The organism is Nostoc sp. FACHB-152, from assembly GCF_014697475.1.
Classification (GTDB): Bacteria; Cyanobacteriota; Cyanobacteriia; order Cyanobacteriales; family Nostocaceae; genus Nostoc_B.
Map to the genome: position 1 here is coordinate 107820 of NZ_JACJRV010000008.1, position 18944 is coordinate 126763.

The 18944-nt window shown below is 41.6% G+C and carries 15 protein-coding genes and 1 pseudogene; 12 read left to right on the forward strand and 4 right to left on the reverse strand.

Going from position 1 to position 18944, the window contains the following annotated elements; genetic code table 11:
- Nucleotides 1-13 precede the first annotated feature (13 nt).
- A complete protein-coding gene (gene hemW / locus H6G76_RS09830; RefSeq protein ID WP_190699071.1) occupies nt 14-1195 on the forward strand; it encodes a radical SAM family heme chaperone HemW in 1182 nt (393 codons plus the stop codon).
- 61 nt (nt 1196-1256) lie between these two features.
- On the opposite strand, the gene H6G76_RS09835 is transcribed toward hemW, so the two are convergent.
- Nucleotides 1257-1814 carry a DUF2808 domain-containing protein gene (locus tag H6G76_RS09835; protein ID WP_190699073.1) on the reverse strand — a complete coding sequence of 186 codons (558 nt, stop codon included), beginning with the start codon at nt 1812-1814 and terminating at the stop codon, nt 1257-1259.
- A 770-nt stretch (nt 1815-2584) separates the two neighbouring features.
- Between H6G76_RS09835 and H6G76_RS09840 the strand changes: the two genes are divergently transcribed.
- Nucleotides 2585-4174 carry a glycoside hydrolase family 57 protein gene (locus H6G76_RS09840; RefSeq protein WP_190699075.1) on the forward strand — a complete coding sequence of 530 codons (1590 nt, stop codon included), beginning with the start codon at nt 2585-2587 and terminating at the stop codon, nt 4172-4174.
- Nucleotides 4175-4280: 106 nt separating this feature from the next.
- On the opposite strand, the gene H6G76_RS09845 is transcribed toward H6G76_RS09840, so the two are convergent.
- Nucleotides 4281-4847, reverse strand: a complete 567-nt coding sequence (locus H6G76_RS09845) for a dual specificity protein phosphatase family protein (protein ID WP_190699079.1) — start codon at nt 4845-4847, stop codon at nt 4281-4283.
- A gap of 70 nt (nt 4848-4917) precedes the next feature.
- Here H6G76_RS09845 and H6G76_RS09850 point away from each other — a divergent pair.
- Nucleotides 4918-5313, forward strand: a pseudogene (locus tag H6G76_RS09850) (DUF2887 domain-containing protein); the annotation flags it as partial.
- Nucleotides 5314-5373: 60 nt separating this feature from the next.
- Here H6G76_RS09850 and H6G76_RS09855 read toward each other — a convergent pair.
- Nucleotides 5374-5601 carry a photosystem II protein, Psb35-related gene (locus tag H6G76_RS09855; RefSeq protein ID WP_190699087.1) on the reverse strand — a complete coding sequence of 76 codons (228 nt, stop codon included), beginning with the start codon at nt 5599-5601 and terminating at the stop codon, nt 5374-5376.
- Between the two features lie 164 nt (nt 5602-5765).
- Between H6G76_RS09855 and H6G76_RS09860 the strand changes: the two genes are divergently transcribed.
- Nucleotides 5766-6566 (forward strand): carbonic anhydrase, encoded by an 801-nt coding sequence (locus H6G76_RS09860; protein ID WP_190699090.1) that lies wholly within the window; start codon nt 5766-5768, stop codon nt 6564-6566.
- A gap of 146 nt (nt 6567-6712) precedes the next feature.
- Here H6G76_RS09860 and H6G76_RS09865 read toward each other — a convergent pair whose 3' ends face one another.
- Entirely contained in the window at nt 6713-7531 is an 819-nt protein-coding gene (locus H6G76_RS09865; protein WP_190699093.1) for a response regulator, read from the reverse strand.
- 1089 nt (nt 7532-8620) lie between these two features.
- Here H6G76_RS09865 and scyA point away from each other — a divergent pair.
- The 8 genes from scyA to H6G76_RS09905 all read left to right on the forward strand — a co-directional run bounded on the left by scyA (nt 8621) and on the right by H6G76_RS09905 (nt 18906).
- Nucleotides 8621-10522, forward strand: a complete 1902-nt coding sequence (scyA, locus tag H6G76_RS09870) for a scytonemin biosynthesis protein ScyA (protein WP_190699096.1) — start codon at nt 8621-8623, stop codon at nt 10520-10522.
- A gap of 227 nt (nt 10523-10749) precedes the next feature.
- Nucleotides 10750-11811: a tryptophan dehydrogenase ScyB gene (scyB, locus tag H6G76_RS09875; protein ID WP_190699100.1), complete on the forward strand. Its 1062-nt coding sequence runs from the start codon at nt 10750-10752 to the stop codon at nt 11809-11811.
- A gap of 36 nt (nt 11812-11847) precedes the next feature.
- Entirely contained in the window at nt 11848-12822 is a 975-nt protein-coding gene (scyC, locus tag H6G76_RS09880) for a scytonemin biosynthesis cyclase/decarboxylase ScyC (RefSeq protein WP_190699104.1), read from the forward strand.
- A 126-nt stretch (nt 12823-12948) separates the two neighbouring features.
- Entirely contained in the window at nt 12949-14214 is a 1266-nt protein-coding gene (locus H6G76_RS09885) for a ScyD/ScyE family protein (RefSeq protein WP_313934763.1), read from the forward strand.
- A 66-nt stretch (nt 14215-14280) separates the two neighbouring features.
- Nucleotides 14281-15615, forward strand: a complete 1335-nt coding sequence (locus tag H6G76_RS09890) for a ScyD/ScyE family protein (RefSeq protein ID WP_190699109.1) — start codon at nt 14281-14283, stop codon at nt 15613-15615.
- Nucleotides 15616-15757: 142 nt separating this feature from the next.
- Nucleotides 15758-16915: a scytonemin biosynthesis PEP-CTERM protein ScyF gene (gene scyF / locus H6G76_RS09895; RefSeq protein ID WP_190699112.1), complete on the forward strand. Its 1158-nt coding sequence runs from the start codon at nt 15758-15760 to the stop codon at nt 16913-16915.
- A gap of 307 nt (nt 16916-17222) precedes the next feature.
- Nucleotides 17223-17978, forward strand: a complete 756-nt coding sequence (locus H6G76_RS09900) for an EboA family metabolite traffic protein (protein WP_190699116.1) — start codon at nt 17223-17225, stop codon at nt 17976-17978.
- Nucleotides 17971-18906: a TatD family hydrolase gene (locus tag H6G76_RS09905; protein WP_242056363.1), complete on the forward strand. Its 936-nt coding sequence runs from the start codon at nt 17971-17973 to the stop codon at nt 18904-18906. The genes H6G76_RS09900 and H6G76_RS09905 overlap by 8 nt, the downstream gene beginning before the upstream one ends.
- The last annotated feature ends 38 nt before the right edge of the window (nt 18907-18944 follow it).

Consider the following 18944-nt stretch of genomic DNA (forward strand, 5'->3'; position numbering starts at 1 on the left):
ATTATTGCTCAAAATGATTCAAAAAGTTGATATTTTCTGCATTGCAAGTTCTGCTTATGTGCATATTCCCTTTTGCAGACGGCGGTGTTTTTATTGTGATTTTCCTGTGTCTGTGGTAGGCGATCGCCTGCGGGGTGAAACCTCTGGTACTATCTCCCACTATGTGGAAGTACTATGTCAAGAAATCGCCATCACACCGAATTTTGGTCAACCCCTAAAAACAATTTTCTTTGGGGGTGGAACTCCTTCGCTGCTGTCTATCGAACAGTTGGAACGTATATTAGCAGCATTAGAAAAACGTTTTGACATTGCACCTGAAGTCGAAATTTCAATGGAAGTAGACCCAGGCACGTTTGATTTGGCACATATAACAGGCTATCGGAGCTTGGGAGTGAACCGTGTAAGCTTGGGCGTACAAGCGTTTCAGGAAGAATTGTTAAAAGTCGCTGGGCGATCGCATTCAGTTAAAGATATCTTTGCAGCTGTAGAATTAATTCACCAAGTCGAGATTCCCGAATTCAGCATAGATCTAATTTCGGGTCTGCCGCATCAGTCTTTAGATCAATGGCAAGATTCTTTAAATCAAGCAGTAGCTATTGCACCGACGCATATATCTATATATGACCTGACGATTGAGCCGGGAACTGCATTTGGTCGCTATTACCAACCAGGTGATAATCCTCTACCTACAGATGAAACTACGGTCAAAATGTACCGTATGGGTCAGCAAGTATTGACTGGTAAAGGTTATGAACATTACGAAATTTCTAACTATTCCCAGCCTGAGCATCAATGCCAGCATAATCGGGTTTATTGGGAAAATCGTCCTTATTATGGCTTTGGTATGGGTGCAGCAAGTTATATAGAAAAAAAACGCTTCACTCGTCCCCGTAAAACTCAAGAATATTATCAATGGGTACAAGCTGGTTGTGCGATTGATGGTGAAATAACTCCATCCACAGATATATTGTTAGAAACTTTAATGTTGGGGTTGCGTTTAGCAGAAGGTATTAGTATTTCCACTTTAGAGAGAGATTTTGGCAATGCAATGGTTGCAAAAATTCACCAATGTTTACAACCTTACTTTGAAAAAGGTTGGGTCGAAGTTTTAGAAGGAAGGTTGCGATTAAGTGATCCAGAAGGTTTTTTATTTTCTAATGTAGTTTTAGCTGATTTATTTAATAAATTAAGCTAAGGCAATAGGCAACAGGGAACAGGCAATAGTAAAAGAATTTCCTATTCCCCGCTCCTACTCCCTAACTTTCGTTGTAGGTGTCTTGATAAAATTGCAGACGACCAACGCCGAGAAATTGACCGACTGTTTGTTCACCAGATGGGAACGCTTTGACACCAAATAAATAAACTCCACTATTAGAGGGATTGCGGTAAGTCCGTAACGCAATAGTTACGGTTTGACCTGGTTGAATAGGTTGAGCAAAATTAACTGTGAAATTCTGATTATCGTTGCTGGATAAAGATTTGACAGCTAACTTTTCACCACGGCGATCGCGTGTTCCTAAAAAAGCAGCAGTATTATTTTGATTGAACTCAATCTTTTCAATTCCTGATACTTGCGTAAAAGTTACTTGTTGTAGTGATTCCTTAGTAGTGGCTGGGACTTCCACCGTAAAGTAGTAGGTCGTATTAGACGCACTCGCATCATTATATGGCGTACTAGCACTAACTAGACGTGGTGGTTGCTCAAAAGCGATCGTGCCACTACCTAAAGTAACTGCATTCGCTGCTAATTGAGGCAAGGAACAGATCCCTGCACCAATTAGCAGCGTGCTTAAAAAGCTGCTGACGTATTTCATGATTTTATTTTTGTCTAACTCGTTAACTCATTAAATGGGTTTAACTACCCATATAGAACCATCAGCAAATTTATTTTGTTTGCTGAGAAATTCTTATTTAATTAGATTATTAATTTAGTATAGCAACTATTTTTTAAGTTGATAAACGCGTAAACTCCCACAAAAGACATAAGTTTTATCTAAAGTTTATTCCACCTAAGACGATAGTATTATAGGGCTTTTGAGAGGGATAAATAATAGATGTTCTGCCTAGAGATTGATGTCTTTGAAATTAAAATTATAGCTTTTGATTACAGTTCTAATTGCTTTCTCAAACTTGCTTTTATCTTCAGGGCTAGATAAATAACCATACATTTTTTATCAAAATAAACTAGTTTCATACAACTTGAGCAGTATGTTTGCAGCTAGCGAAAAAATAAAATTACTAAAAGGATGAAGTCGGTACAAATTAAGCTAACTATCTAAAATTTCTTCTTGTCATTTCTCTACCTCTGCCTACCCTGACATCCAATACTTTTCGGTTAAGGGGGAAAAGAGAAGGGGAAAAATTAGAAGAAAACCTTTAACCCTTACCCTTTAACCTTTTCCCAAAACCAGATTACAAGTTAAAAATGCTTAACCGAAAAGTATTGCCCCCACACTCCCTTATCTCCCAAATCCAATTTTCTCAAGACAATCGGACTAATACGATCCCCAGAAGGTCTTAAAATATTGTTAATTTCCGCCAAATCCCTCGACATTAAATTTATAAGTATCACCCCGAAACTACTATGGCTATTGGCTACGTCGCGCTTGTACTCCATGCACACCTGCCTTTTGTACGTCACCCAGAAAGTGATTATGTATTAGAGGAAGAATGGCTATATGAAGCTATCACTGAAACATATATTCCCTTACTGAAAGTCTTTGAGGGCTTAAAGCGAGACGGTATCGACTTTAAAATTACGATGAGTATGACACCACCTTTAGTGTCAATGCTCCGCGATCCTTTGTTGCAAGAACGCTATGATGCCCACTTAGCCAAGCTAGAAGAACTGACAGAACTGGAAGTCGAGCATAATGCCCACAACGGACATATCCGTTATCTGGCTGAACACTACGCTACAGAATTTAACGAAGCACGCCAGATGTGGGAGCGTTACAAAGGTGATTTGGTAACTGCATTTAAGCAGTTCCAAGACACCGATAACCTGGAAATTATTACTTGTGGTGCTACACACGGCTATTTACCACTGATGAAAATGTATCCGCAAGCCGTGTGGGCGCAAATTCAAGTAGCTTGCGAACACTACGAACAAACTTTCGGTCGTCCGCCTAAAGGTATATGGTTGCCGGAGTGTGCCTACTATGAAGGTCTGGAACGGATGCTAGCGGACGCTGGGTTGCGTTACTTTCTCACGGATGGGCATGGTATTCTTTACGCCCGTCCCCGCCCCCGCTTTGGTAGCTATGCACCAATTTTTACAGAAACAGGTGTTGCAGCTTTTGGCCGCGACCATGAATCTTCACAACAGGTGTGGTCTTCTGAGGTTGGTTACCCTGGCGCAGCAGAATATCGAGAGTTTTATAAAGACTTGGGCTGGGAAGCAGAATATGAATACATCAAACCCTACATTATGCCCAATGGTCAGCGCAAAAATACAGGGATTAAGTATCACAAAATTACTGGGCGGGGCTTAGGTTTATCTGATAAAGCACTCTATGACCCTTACTGGGCAAGAGAAAAGGCAGCAGAACACGCTGCTAACTTTATGTATAACCGCGAACGTCAGGCGGAACATCTCTACGGCATTATGCAACGTCCGCCAATTATTGTTTCGCCTTATGACGCAGAATTATTTGGCCATTGGTGGTATGAAGGCCCTTGGTTTATCGATTACCTGTTCCGCAAGTCATGGTATGACCAAGGTACATATCAAATGACTCACTTGGCGGATTATTTACGGTTAGAACCAACACAGCAAGTTTGCCGCCCTTCACAATCAAGTTGGGGTTACAAAGGTTTCCATGAATATTGGTTGAATGAAACCAACGCTTGGATTTACCCGCATCTGCACAAAGCCGCAGAACGTATGATTGAAATCTCGAAGCTAGAACCAGCAGATGAGTTGGAATGGCGCGCACTTAACCAAGCTGCACGCGAACTGCTGCTAGCACAATCTTCTGACTGGGCATTTATTATGCGGACAGGAACAATGGTTCCCTATGCAGTGCGCCGGACGCGATCGCACCTTATGCGCTTTAATAAACTCTATGAGGATGTCAAAATCGGTAAAGTTGATAGCGGTTGGTTAGAAAAAGTTGAATTAATGGATAATATCTTCCCGGAAATTAACTATCGCGTCTATCGTCCTTTGTAAGTTTAGGTAGACAAAATATTTTTTGTCCTAAAGGTTAATTTTTGAAATTGGGTGTAAGAGAGCAAAACTCTTACACCCTTTTATTTTTTGTATCACTACATCAGTTTTATTCATCAGAATTAATCAAGTGGACTGCTAGACGACAATCATTTAAAAGTTCATTCAGTTCATTTACAACTTTTAGGGGGTTTCTTAAAGTGAACACAGATGCGATCGTAGCTTCATAAGGATTTCGACCTGTGCTTTTAACGGCTGCGATCGCATCTTTATTAGATAATCCCCGCACACTAACTAGCCATGCCGCTAGCACATGACCAGTACGACCAATACCACCAGAACAGTGTACAACTACTTTTTCATTTTGTTTGTCGGCTGCTATTAAAAAAGGCAATATTTTCTGTGTGAGTGCTTCTAAACTAGCAAAATGGAAATCTTTAATAGGTGTCCAGCAAACTTTTTGGCTACCAAATTCTTGTTGATATCTCTCTAAAAGATTTGAGTAAGAAGCTAGTTGTTTTTCGGCAAGAAGACAGCAAACTCGTTTGATATTTTGCTGTTTCATGAACTCAATCCAATCAGACACCTGTTGATTAGAGTAGCCTGGTCTGGAAGCCCCAAATACAATCTGCTCATGCTCCCAAGCAGCAGCAAATCTGTATGCGTTTCTAGTCATATGTTCTGATGGCTGTGAGTTTTGTAAGCAAGTTTATTAAAAAAAGCGAATAATAATTAATTATTTACTTACTCTGCCAATAGGCATCAATTTAATGCAGTTGACAATTGCATCGGATGAAGCAATGGCGGAGCAAGCAAAGCAATTAATCGAGCGGGTAAAATTAGAGTCAACTGCTGCACTGCCTAAAAACGAAATAATAGATATTATTACGACAATTGCTGTTTACAAATTTTCTTCGTTGAGTAGAGAGGAAGTAGAAGCTATGCTGGGACTGACTTTAGAAGAAACCAGAGTTTACCAAGAAGCAAAAGCTGAGGGACGGGAAGAACAGAAAACTGAAATGTTGAGAGTAGTCGTGCCTTAACTACTAAAAACGGGGATGAGTGCAGAACAGATTGCTCAACAACTTAATGTTGAATTAGAAGCTGTCCGGCTGGCTGCACAGGAGAATACAGACAAGTAAACCGTTTTTACAGGTAACAGTAGTAGTTCATGTTGCTGTTACCTGTGCATCAGTCCTATTTTACTGAGGTAAAGTCCTGCTGGCATAGGCATCCATTGCATAGGCAGGAGTGCGATCGCTATAATCTATTTCCTTACCTGTAATGGATTGAGCTAACTTTTCAAAAGACTCAGAACGCCAGTTCCTTTCGTGGATAGGCTTAGTTTGCTCACCTAAGAAATAAGCTAAAGAACCTAATGTTGCTGCGGCGACCCAGCCCAAAACTAATGATGCAACTAAGATTGTCATATCCATTACTGATTAATATTTATAACTTTATGTAAATAAACATAACGTTAACGTTACAAAACTTGCAATTACAGTATGAGTGTGCTTATCACGATAGAGTAAGTAGGGTATTCCGCACCTTGTGATCGTTTGCCCTCAGCGTAAGTAACAGTTTGGGTAATGTTATGAGTGGTAATTTAAACAGACGGCAACTACTCAAGTTATTAGGTATGAGTGCTTTAGGCACTTCGCTTTCTAATTGTGTTACCTCTTCAGCCGCAGCGACAACAGCAAATTGGGGATATATTGGCAAACAAGGCCCAGAGTATTGGGGTAAACTTTCATCTGATTTTCAGCTTTGTTATACAGGCAAAAGACAAACACCTATTGATTTAGAATTTGCCAGTGTTAAAAATGCTGACAAAAATCAAGATTTACTGGCGATTAACTATCAGCCATCACCATTGAATGTGATTAATAATGGCAAAACCATCCAAGTTAAATATCAACCTGGAAGTTTTATAGAGTGTAATCGCCAAATTTTCAACCTGCTTCAGTTCCATTTTCATCATCCCAGCGAACACCGCATCAATGGAGAATTATATGATATGGAACTGCATTTCGTTCACCGTCATCAAACAGGTAATTTAGCAGTCATAGGTGTATTTTTAAAAGCAGGAAAATTTAACCCAAACTTGCAAACTATCTGGGATACTATGCCGGAAAAACAGGGAGAAGAAAACACAGAAGCGGGTGTAGTGATTAATGCTTCTCAATTATTACCAGCAGAACACAGGTTTTTGACTTATTCTGGTTCTCTCACTACCCCACCCTGTTCAGAAAATGTGACGTGGTACGTGATGGAAAACCCAATTGAAGTATCTTATGAACAAATAGCTAAATTTGCACAGTTATTTCCTCATAATACCCGCCCAATTCAACCGTTGAATGAGCGAATAGTTTTGGAGAGTACAAATACTGTGTAAAATTTCTACTGCTTTTGGTTGATAGTGATCGCTTTCACCTGACAATATTTTATGGCAATCGGAGTATAGTTGAGGAAATCATTATACACTACAAGCCTTTTAAGCCTCTCACCTGTAATCTGTCCCCTGTCCCCTACTATATTTGCTCAAGACTGTTTATTTTTAGAACACAACCGCCAAGCATGGGGTGGTAAATCATGATGTTGGCGAAATTGACGCGAGAAATGGCATACGTGTTGATAGCCTAATAGTTTTGCAATTTGCTCGACTGTCTCATCAGTACTTTGTAATAAAGAGCGAGCTTCGGCCATGCGACGTTTAACAATCCAATTATTGACAGTTTCTCCTGTCTGTTTGGCTACTCTATTAGTTAAATAAGCAGGTGAGTAACCAACAGCTTCCGCCACATCACAAAGAGTAATCCCTTGATTAAAATAAGCTTCAATGTAATCAAATACTTCTTTGAGTTGCGGCATCGCCGGAAATATAGATTTAGAAGTAGAAGTTTCAGTTGAAGGTGGTTCGGGAACTACTGATTGTGTAGTTTTCTGCACTATGTTATTGCACCACTTTTGAATAGAATCTTGCTTTTGTAATCTAATAGCGATCGCTCTCAGTAATTCGTCTAATGTAGAGGGTTTAGTAATATAATCATCAGCTCCTAATTCCATTCCTTTACGAACTTCTTCTCTGGAGTCGCTAGCAGACAGAAAAATGAAGGGAATAGCTGCTGTCTGAGGATTTTGGTGTAGCGCGCTCAAAACGCTATAACCATCCATGTGAGGCATCATGATATCGCAAACTACCAAGTCAGGCAGATTTTCTTGGGCTTTTTTAATGCCTACCAAACCGTTTTCAGCACCTATTGCTTCAAAACCTTCAAGTTTAAGACCCTTTAGATAAAGATTACGGGTAATACTATCATCTTCAATAATCAGAATTTTTTTTGATGATTCAGTAATCATTTTTCTGCTACTAAAACTTTGAACACAGAATATCTAGCAAACTATTTGCCGAGTCATAAACAGGGATTGGGTTAACAGCTTAGTTCTAAGTTGTGAATTTTGAGTTGTGGAGGCTCAACACTCATAACTCTGAACTGCTACAGTTTTGCATACTGAATGGCAGCTTAATCGTCAATATCCTAAACTAACCTCACTCCAAAAATAATTATTTTTGTCCTTCCATGAAGTTTCCTACTGGAATTGAGGAAGAGTTAGCTATGACGTTGAAGATAAATGTTAAACTATGCAGATTTGCTTGGTAATACTGTTAAGTTTTGATAGGGTTGTAAATCTTATTCTTCACTTTTAAACTTTGAGGTTACAACTACCAAAACTTTCTCTAGCTCTGCCCTGATTGAAATATGGCTATGTAGTTTTCAATGCCATCCTATTGAAATTAAGATTGTAAGTTTTAGCTCATCAATGCCACCTCTTAATTTTTCTTAACTCCTTCCTCAGGAATCTAATATACAGAAATCCCATTTCTCATCTGTCTAAAGTAATACATTATTTTTAGTTCTTTCATAAGTATTATTGATTCATCTACCTTAAGAAGGAAGTTATATATAAGCGATTGAAAATATTCACTGAGTAATTTTTGAAACTTTAATTTAACCATAAAAATGAGCGATTAATGTGAAAATTTGACTATGACAGTGCTGAATAGCATGAAGTTATCATTAATTTATTTAAACTTAATTTGACACAACTTGCTAATTAACGCAAGATATCAATCAAGAAGCTTGACTAAGTGCCTAAATGTAGCGAGTGCAACAATTGCGAAAGAATTGGTAACGGCATCAAAAGATTTTTCATTGCAAATAGGTATTAATCTCCCCTAATCTGGATTTTATAAGTACTGCCTTGATTTTCTTCACTTTTTTCAAAAATTTTTTATTCCTGGGCTAACAAGCCGCACAAACATCTAGTCTTAACCTAGCCCGGTCATGTCCGTAAAATAAGCAACAAGTTTCTTAGTGTTATATATCACTGATTTACTAAGTGAATACTCAAGAGCCTTGTGCAAGTATCGGGAATTAAGTGAAAGCAATGAGCCAAAATTATACTGATTCCAATTCTCCGCTCGTAACTACAGAGCTGTACGAAGAATTACCCTCTAACGGTATGACATATCTAGAATCTGCCTCAAGAGATTCCCATCCGCTTGAGCATTTAGAAAAGAGTACTGTGATTGAGCAATTTATACCCACCGAGGTCAGCCCGACGCTGACGGTTGCAGAAGCGATCGCCCAAATGCTGTTCAACCTAGGTGTATGTGATGCCTTTGGCATTGCTGGGGGTGCAATGGCCAGCCTGTGGAATGCTTTGTCGAACAGCAAAATGCAGGTACTGAACTTCCGTCATGAAGCGGGTGCTGCATTTGCGGCTGTCGAAGCCTACTTCGCTAGCGAGCTGCCAACTGTAGTGTTTACCACCGCCGGGCCTGGAATTACCAACGCCCTCACCGGGTTATTCGCTGCCCGTGGTGAAGGTGCAAAAGTAATTCTGCTGTCGGCTTGTACCTCAGCACCCCAACGTGGACGTTGGGCAATTCAAGAAACCAGCAGCTACACCTTGCCTAGTGGAGGAATGTTCACCTCAGGGGCATTGTTCAACTATGCAATCACCGTTGAGTCTGCTGCCCAACTACCACAAATTTTTCGTAAACTAGCGTTGGGTTTAGCCCAGCCAGGCGGATTTGTCGCCCATTTGAGCATCCCAACTGCCGTGCAAACAAGTCTAGTCGAAGGCATTTCCTGGCCACAACTAGATGTTGCGCCTTATCGAATCACTGCTCAAAAAGAGAAAGTCGCTAAATCTGCGGAGTTATTATTCTCCGAACCCTTTGCTATCTGGGTAGGTTTTGGGGCGCGTCATGCTGCTGATGAAATTTACGCCTTAGCAGAGAGAACTGGTGCAGCCGTGATGTGTTCCCCTCGTGGCAAAGGCATCTTCCCCGAAGATCACCCGCAATTTGTGGGTGTTACAGGTTTGGGTGGTGATGCTTCCGTCATTACATATATGGAAAAGCATCGTCCTGCTCGTACCCTCGTACTCGGAACCCGTCTCGGCGAACCGACTTCTTTCTGGAGTCCGACAATGGTGCCTGCAAAAGGCTTTGTCCATGTGGATATAGATCCGGAAGTTCCTGGTGTGGCTTATCCCCATGCTCATACTTTCGCAATTCAATCTGATATTCAAGCCTATTTACAGGAACTTTTGGAGCATTTACCAGAAACTCCTTTTGCTACTGAGTTACTACCTAACCCCCAGCCTGAACCAATTGAAGCAGCCTCAGACTATCCAGTGCGTCCAGAAATATTGATGGAAGCAATTCAAAAGATAGTTGTTGAGGGTAGTGATGCATTAGTTTTAGCAGAGTGCGGTAACTCCTTTACTTGGTCTACTCATTGCCTACGATTCACCGAACCCAATCGTTACCGGGTGAGTACCGGAGTTGGCGCGATGGGACACGCTGTTACAGGCGTAGTCGGTGCAGCCCTCGCTCGTAAGGGTAAAGCTGTTGCCATTGTCGGTGATGGGGCAATGCTGATGAATAACGAAATCAGCACCGCCGTTAAATATCAAATCCCGGCGGTTTGGATTGTCCTCAACGATGCCCGATATAATATGTGCTACCAAGGCATGAAAATATTGGGCTTAAAAGGTGCAGATGCAGAGATGCCACCAACCAACTTTGCGATGATTGCGCGTGGTATGGGCGCAGAAGGAATCGGAGTCTTGAGAGAGTCTGATTTAGAAGCCGCCCTAGAAGAAGCGATCGCCGCCACAGGCCCCATTGTTATCGATGTTGTGATTGATCCTGACCGCCCCGCCCCATCTGGTGGACGCAATAAGAGTTTGGCAGCCCAGGGTGTAAAAGCAAATGGCTCAAATGGCTCAAATGGTATAAAAACTCCAGCCAAGCAAGTTTCCTTTCCCTTAGTATAACTTTCCGGCTGGAGTATTTAGGCCATTGGCGATCGCCAACTAAAAAGAAGACTTTTTAGCTAACCAAAACACCACAAACATTCAGTTTTGACCTGCCTGCATCTTACCAAAGTAGCAAAGTTAGCTAAACCTTTTGTTAGAATTTTTCACACTTTTAGCTAATTTTGCTGCCTTCATTTCATTATTCCTACCTCTAACCAATTCATCATCAAAATAAAGAAACCAAAATGCAACTATTTGAAACTGTTAGAGAAATGGGTCATGAGCAAGTACTTTACTGTCATGGAAAAAACCCCGACATTAGAGCAATTATTGCCATCCATGACACTAGCTTAGGCCCAGCAATGGGAGCTACAAGACTTTATCCTTATATCAACGAAGAAGCTGCTTTAAGAGATGCTTTGCGCCTCAGCCGTGGTATGACTTATAAAGCAGCTTGTGCTAATATTCCTGCTGGGGGCGGCAAAGCAGTTATTATTGCTAACCCCGCAGATAAAACAGATGAAATGTTGAGAGCTTATGGACGGTTTGTAGAAAGCCTCAAAGGTCGTTTTATCACAGGTCAGGATGTCAATATTACCCCTCACGATGTCCGCACAATTAATCAAGAAACTAAATATGTAGTTGGTGTTGAAGAAAAATCTGGAGGCCCCGCACCAATTACAGCCTTGGGTGTATTTTTAGGACTGAAAGCTGCTGTCGAATTTAGCTGGCGCACTGAAAGACTTGAAGGAATGAGAGTTGCTGTACAAGGCTTAGGGAACGTGGGCAAAAACCTCTGCCGCCACTTACACGAACATGGTGTACAACTGTTTGTTACTGATATCAGTCCAGAAAAAGCAGCAGAAGTCAAACACTTGTTTGGTGCGACTGTTGTCGAACCAGAAGAAATTTATGGGTTAGATGTAGATATATTTTCTCCTTGTGCGATGGGAGGAATTATTAACAGTCAAACAATTCCTCTCATCAAAGCCAAAATTATTGCGGGTGCTGCCAACAATCAACTAGAAAATGAACGCCTCCACGGTCAGAGACTGGTAGAAAAAGGTATTCTCTACTGCCCTGATTATGTAATTAATGCTGGCGGCATCATCAATGTTTATAACGAGATGATTGGCTATGACGAAGACAAAGCCTTCAAGCAAGTAAATAATATATACGAAACACTGCTCAAGATTTTTGGCATGGCTCAACAGCAACAAATTACTACGAACGATGCCTCTAAACGATTGGCAGACGAACGGATTTTAAAAGCCAGAACCAGAAAGACTCAGCAAATTGCTGCTTAGTACAGAGCAATTAGCTATTAAATTTAGGAGCCAAAAGTGGAAAAAAATACATTTGCAACATCAGCTTATATAGCTACTTCTCCAGAGAGTGCCTTTGAGTATCTTTGTAGTTTAAAAAACTTAGATGAATGGACACTCTATAGCCGGATGAAAGAGCAAATTGACGAAGATACTTGGCTTGGAACTGCCTCTGGCTATCAAAAAAATCTCTACTATCACGTTAAGAGGCTCGAAAGCTCCCTCTTTTATGGCATTGAGTGGCATTGCGGGCTGGAGTACAACAAATACTACCAAGTTTACCCCGTCCTACTTTTCCCACCCAACTATATAGAGCCAGGAACAGACGAACAAGGTGTGTACTTCCATTGGTTAAGCTTTGTTGACCCCAAACGCCAAACACCAATGATTATGCAGGGAATTCACACCGTACACACCTCCGAGTGTCGTTCTCTCAAAGCTAATTTAGAACGCAAAGTCGGTCATAAGACAGCAGCTAAAGGACGCTACTTTATTGATACAGATACGATCTATGTTGATGCTCCCGTAGAGATTGCCGTTGATTATTTAAAAGATGTCAAAAATATTGACGACTGGGCGCATTTAGTACGTCCCGTAGGCGAAGTTAGCGGACAGTCTGGTGACTTTTTGGATGAGTATGACCAAAAAGTAAAAATCTCAATCCGTGTTCATAGCCTGAGCAAGTATTACTTATTAGAAGAAGAATACTTCTATCCAGACTACAACTATTATCAACGTTCTGTAGCTCTGCTCATCCCTACAGCTTACGCTTTTAACGACCCTGATGCTTCTGGTTTAATCCTGCATCGCATTACCTTCTGGAAAAACGGTGAACAACTACCTCACGGCAAACTCCAGATAGAAGACTTCGGTGCCGAAAGCATGAACATCAAACGCCTTCTAGAAGGTAAAGCTGGCAACCTCAAATCCTTTGATAGAGGTATGAGCTATATACCAGTAGCAAAAGAACCAGAATTAGTTGGTAGTAAATAAAGGTTGTATGGGAGTAGGGGTGTAAGGAAAAGAATATCAACAACCTACCCTACACCCCACACCCTTCATTCTTCATTCCCCTCCGCGTTTACCTTTGCGATCCTCTGCGTTGAAAAAATGCAACACATCAAACTCTCACAACTCACACTCGCTCTTCTCTCATTCTGTGTTGCTGCTGTTACCGGAATTAAAACAGCTTCGGCAGCCTCATTTTCCGTCATCGCAGACGGACTAAATAATACCAGAGGTTTAAACTTTGGCCCCGATGGCGCACTGTATGTCACCGAGGCTGGAACTGGAGGGAATGGAGATTGCGTTCCAACTGTTAGCGGCCAAGGTGGTGATTTGTGCTATGGCACAAGTGGTCAGGTTCTTAAGATAGAGAACGGTCAGGCCAAACCTGTACTTACAGGACTGCCTTCTATTGCCTTAGCCAACGGTACAGAAGCCGGAGGGCCGCGCGACATCCAATTTGATGCGACAGGTAAGCCCTATATTTTGGTGGGATATGGGGCCGATCCGACCTTCCGCGATCGCAACTTTGGCAACACTAGTCTCGGAAAAATCATTACCCCGGATTTCCAAACTCATTCCTGGACAACTGTTGCCGATTTAGCCAACTATGAACTTCTCAATAACCCCGATGGAGGTGATTTAAATAGTAATCCCTTAGGCTTTGTGATTGATGGCGATCGCTTAGTTGCTGTGGATGCTGGAGCAAACAACTTACTCAGTGTCAAGACAGATGGTAGTAACTTGCAAGCACTCACAGTATTTCCCCAAGAAATATTGAGTAATCCAATCTTTCCCTCAGCAGGTACTCCATCCAACGAACCTGGACAAGTGCCAACTTCCACAGAAGCACCACCATCGCAGTTGCCGATTCAAGTAGTACCCTCTAGCGTCGTCAAAGGCCCTGATGGTGCATACTACGTCAGCCAATTTACAGGCTTTCCCTTCCCTGAGGAGGGAGCCAAAATCTACCGCATTGGTACTGACGGTAAAGCCACAGTTTATGCGGATGGTTTTACCCAACTCACAGACTTAGAGTTTGATCCTGCGGGTAATTTGTATGCTTTGCAGTATGCCAATAAGTCAGCGTGGAAAGGTAATTTCGATGGTTCTCTGATCAAAATAGCTACCGATGGCACACGCACCACAATTCTGAGTGGCAATGGCTTAGAGTCACCCAATGGTTTAACCATTGGGGCTGATGGTGCAATTTATATTTCCAATCGTAGCGATCGCCCAGGACAAGGACAAATCATCAAAATAGACAATCAAAAATCTATTCCTGAACCTACTTCTGCTTTTGGCTTAGTAGCATTTAGCGTTTTGAGTATTAGTTGGTTACGAAATCGCCAACCCAAACCTAAAAACTCACTCGCATAGTCATTTGCTTTAAAAAATGACTGACCACAAATTTTCACACTTTACTAATATCCTAATTTGCGACCAATGAAACTAAAGCATTTAACTATTACACTATTGAGCGTTTGTATTGCGATCGTTGCTGGGTCAAAAGCCGCCGAAGCTGCTAGTTTCTCAGTAGTTGCCGACGATTTGGATAATCCCCGAAATTTGGCATTTGGCTCTGACGGTAGTATTTATGTAACTGAAAGTGGTCGTGGAGGTGATGGCAAAGACGGAAGATGTATTGCTTCACCAAGCGCACAATATATTCCTTTATGTGCTGCACCCAATGGTACTTTACTCAAAATTGCTAAAGACGGCACAAAAACCAATATCCTATCAAATCTCACCTCTATAGCATTAACTCCTTCTGGAGAACAAGCCGCCGGGCCAGCAGATTTTAAATTTGATTCTCAAGGTAACGCTTATCTATTGACAGGTCTAGCAGGTGATCCAAAGAACCGAGATACTGTATTAAAATCGCCTGACCTGGGCAAATTATACAAAGTAAACTTAGCAACTGGCGCGCTGACAACTCTTGCCGATTTCGCCGCCTATGAAACCAACTATAATCCTGATGGTTCAGATTTAATTTCTAACCCTTATGCTTTTGCCATTAAAGGTGATAAAGCTTTTGTCGTAGATGGGGGTGGAAATACACTCTATTCTGTAGGTCTTGATGGCAGTGGAATTAAAAAAGTAACTGCATTACCAACTAAACAGCTATCACCTGATAAACTACAGTTTCCTACACTTCCGGAAGGAACAACAGACCCAACAGGAGGCGCACCGCTACCTCCAGGTTATACACAGGGTGCTGGCGGTCTGCCAGTATCGAACCAATCAGTACCTACAGGAATTGTGGTCGCTCCTGATGGCACTTTAACAGTCAGCGAATATACATACTTTCCTTATCCAGAAAAAGAAGCACGTATCTTCTCAGTTAATCCTGATGATTTGAGTATCAAAACTATCGCTGATGGTTTCACTCAGCTAACTGGTGTTACCTATGACAATGAAGGCAACTTATATGCCTTGCAACACATTAACAATTCCGAATGGAAAGAAATTCAGCAAGGCGGCATTATTACTGGTGATATTAGTGGTTCCATTATCAAAATAGCTAAGGATGGTACTCGCACAACTATCTTGGATGGCAATGGATTAGAAGCGGCTTCTGGTCTGACTTTCGGCCCTGATGGGTTTCTCTACACCTCCAACCGAGCTAGACTTGCAGGTACAGGACAAATACTCAGAATTGATCCGAAGAAAGTACCTGAACCCGGCACGATTTTCGGCACAATTTTGGTCGCGGCCTTTGGCAGAATGGCGATGAAAAAGCGCAAAAGTCAAGCTTTAACTAAAGCAGAGATAGTCTAATTCATTAACATACAGAATGGACTGCTGCCTCACTGGGAAAGAGTTGGATCACACAGGAGGCAGCAGCCCGAATTTTCGATTTCCCAAACGAGGTCTGGGAGCGAGATTAGTCTAGCAAAAGTATACCAGAACTGTAAAACTCATGGGATTAGTAAAACATTTTGCGATCGCTATTGCCAGTACCGGATTTATGGTATTGGCCACATCTGCCCAAGCTTTGTCGTTAAGTTTAAAATACGAACGTAGCATTGGTGGCCCTGGCTTTGCCCCTGGACAGCTGTTTGTCCCCCAAGGTATTACCGTGGATAAAGACGGCAATACCCTCGTCAGTAACGGGCGCGGTCTGAACCCCGACGGAACTTTTAACCCGAATATCGGTAACAAAGTTGAAGTCTTTGACCCTCAAGGTAACTATATTGGTGCAATTGGCAAAGGCGGCAAAGGGGTAGGAGAATTCGACGAACCATCAGCCCTAGAAATCTCACCGCAAACGGGGAACTTATACGTAGGTGATGTTTTTAACAACCGCGTTAATGTTTACGATCCTCAAGGCAACTTTATTAATTCCTTTGGCTCATTCGGTGGTCTCATTCCTGGTAGAGCTTTCTTTGGTCCCTCTGGCGTGACATTCGATAAAGAGGGGAATGTATATATAGGTGATTTTAGCGGCGATAAGATTAATAAATACACTCCAGATGGCAAGCTTCTAGGCTCCATTGGCTCATCTGGGACTGCACCTGGACAGTTTCAAGGGCCAGCAGGTGTAAGAATTTCCCCAGTTAGTGGTAATTTCTATGTGAGTGACCAGTTTAACAACCGCGTTCAGGTACTGAGTCCCGAAGGTAAGCCTATATTGACCTTTGGTAAACAAGGTACTGGCCCTGGAGAGTTTAATCAGCCAATTGGTTTAGAAGTAGACGAATTTGAGAATATCTACGTAGCAGATTCTATCAATAGCCGCGTTCAGGTATTTGATAAAAACGGTAACTTCCTAACTGCATTTGGTGAACCTGCCCGTGATGCTTCTGGCGCAATTGTGCCAGCACCTAGATTAGGTGAGCCACCCTTTGGCGACCCCCTTGACCTCACTCCAGGGAGATTTAACTGGACAGGTGGCACAAGCTACAAAGATGGCAAACTTTATGTCGGCGATTTCTTCCAAGGTCGCGTTCAAGTTTTAGCAGTTGAAGACAGAGCTAAAGTGCCTGAACCTACTTCAATCTTAGGTATAGGATTATTTGGCTTTGGTGCTGCTGCTGTTAAGTTGCGGAAAAATCGGCAACAGAAAGCCATCGGTTAAACACCAAAGAATGTTTTAATCACCTAAAGCTATGAAGGGTGAAGATACAATTTAGACTTTATCCTTCATACTTTCCTCAAGTGTATATTAAGCATTAGCATCTACGTATAAATCTTGATATTTCCTTTATCAAGCTTTTGCAAATTATACAGTATAGTAAATTTTATTCAAGGATAAAATTTGGTTTCAAATTTTAAGCGTTTAAACAATCACAAGCCATGCCAAAGCCTATTTTTAAATTGTTTGAATACATCTAGACTGACAATTTTTTGACAGGCTGGATTATAACTTTACGGACAAGTTTATTATGTCTGCTGTAACAAATTTAAAATTAACAAGCATTAATGAATTACTAACCTACTGGGTAACACGACAAGTAAGTTTGGAAGCTCTTACTTGGTTAGATGAAATAAGAAAGCAGATAAGCAGTGGTGCTGATGCAAAAGTATTTTTTAGTTCTTTTAGCAAAGTTCCGCGCTATGTAGGTAAAAATCAACTTCAGTTAACTACCCAAGACCTAAAAACAGCTTCAACCATGAGGATAGGTTGGTTTCCTAGCCATTGGAGCGTAGACCAAGCTGCACGTACATTGCTAGTATTAACTCTGCCACAAATAGATTCTGACAAATATTTATATATTTTAGAACAAGTCTTTAAAGCGGCTGATGTCGGTGAATTAGTTGCACTTTATCAAGCTTTACCTCTGTTACCTTACCCAGAAAAGTTTCAAAAGCGCGCCGCCGAAGGAATTCGCAGTAACATGACAGCAGTCTTCAATGCTGTGGCTTTACGCAATCCTTATCCAGCAGAACAATTTGATAATTTGGCATGGAATCAGATGGTGCTAAAAGCACTATTTGTAGGCAGTCCGTTGCATTTAATTCAAGGTTTAGATGTGCGTGCTAACCGTGAATTATCCAGAATGTTGATTGATTATGCTCACGAACGTTATAGTGCCAACCGCTTAGTATCACCAGAAATTTGGCGATTGGTAGAGAAATTTGCGGACGCTGAAATGATAGAAGATTTGCGAAGAAAGGAAGCGGAAAAAATTTATGGATAACAACATTATTACTAACAACATGATGTTTATCGACCCCCACATTCACATGAGTTCCCGTACTACTGATGATTATCAGATGATGCGGCAATCGGGAATTGTGGCAGTAATTGAGCCGGCTTTTTGGTTTGGTCAACCACGTACTAATGTTGGTTCCTTTCAAGATTATTTCAGCAGCTTAGTTGGGTGGGAAAGATTTCGGGCTTCACAGTTTGGCATTAAACATTACTGCACCATTGGCTTGAATTCTAAAGAAGCGAATAACGAAGCTTTAGCAGAGCAAGTAATGGAATTATTACCGTTATATGCTTGTAAAGAGGGCGTGGTTGCCATTGGTGAAATTGGCTATGACGACATGACCCCAGCCGAAGATAAATATTTTCGCCTCCAGCTAGAACTAGCAAAAGAGCTAGATATGTTGGTGATGATTCATACACCGCACCGCGATAAAAAAGCGGGTACAAGCCGCAGTATGGATGTCTGCATTGAACATGGTTTAAAACCATCACAGGTGATTGTCGATCACAATAACGAAGAAACGGTGCAAGAAGTTCTTGACAGAGGCTTTTGGGCAGCATTCACCATTTACCCGAATACTAAAATGGGTAATGCCCGGATGGTAGAAATTGTCAGGCAATATGGCAGTAATAACATCATCGTAGACAGCAGTGCCGACTGGGGTGTAAGTGACCCCCTCGCAGTACCGAAAACTGCCCTACTCATGCTAGAACGCGGCATTTCGGAAACAGATGTGCAGAAAGTCTGCTATCAAAATGCCCTAACGGCATACAGCCAAAGCGGTCAAATGCAGGAATCAGACTGGCTAAATCCCGCACCCATCGACCAACGACAAAAATTTAGTGATAATTCCGTCCTCCGTGGGCAAGAACCTTTAGTAGAGTCACCCCGTGAATACGCACTAATTGAATAATTCGTAATTCGTAGTTCGTAATTCGTAATTCCATAACT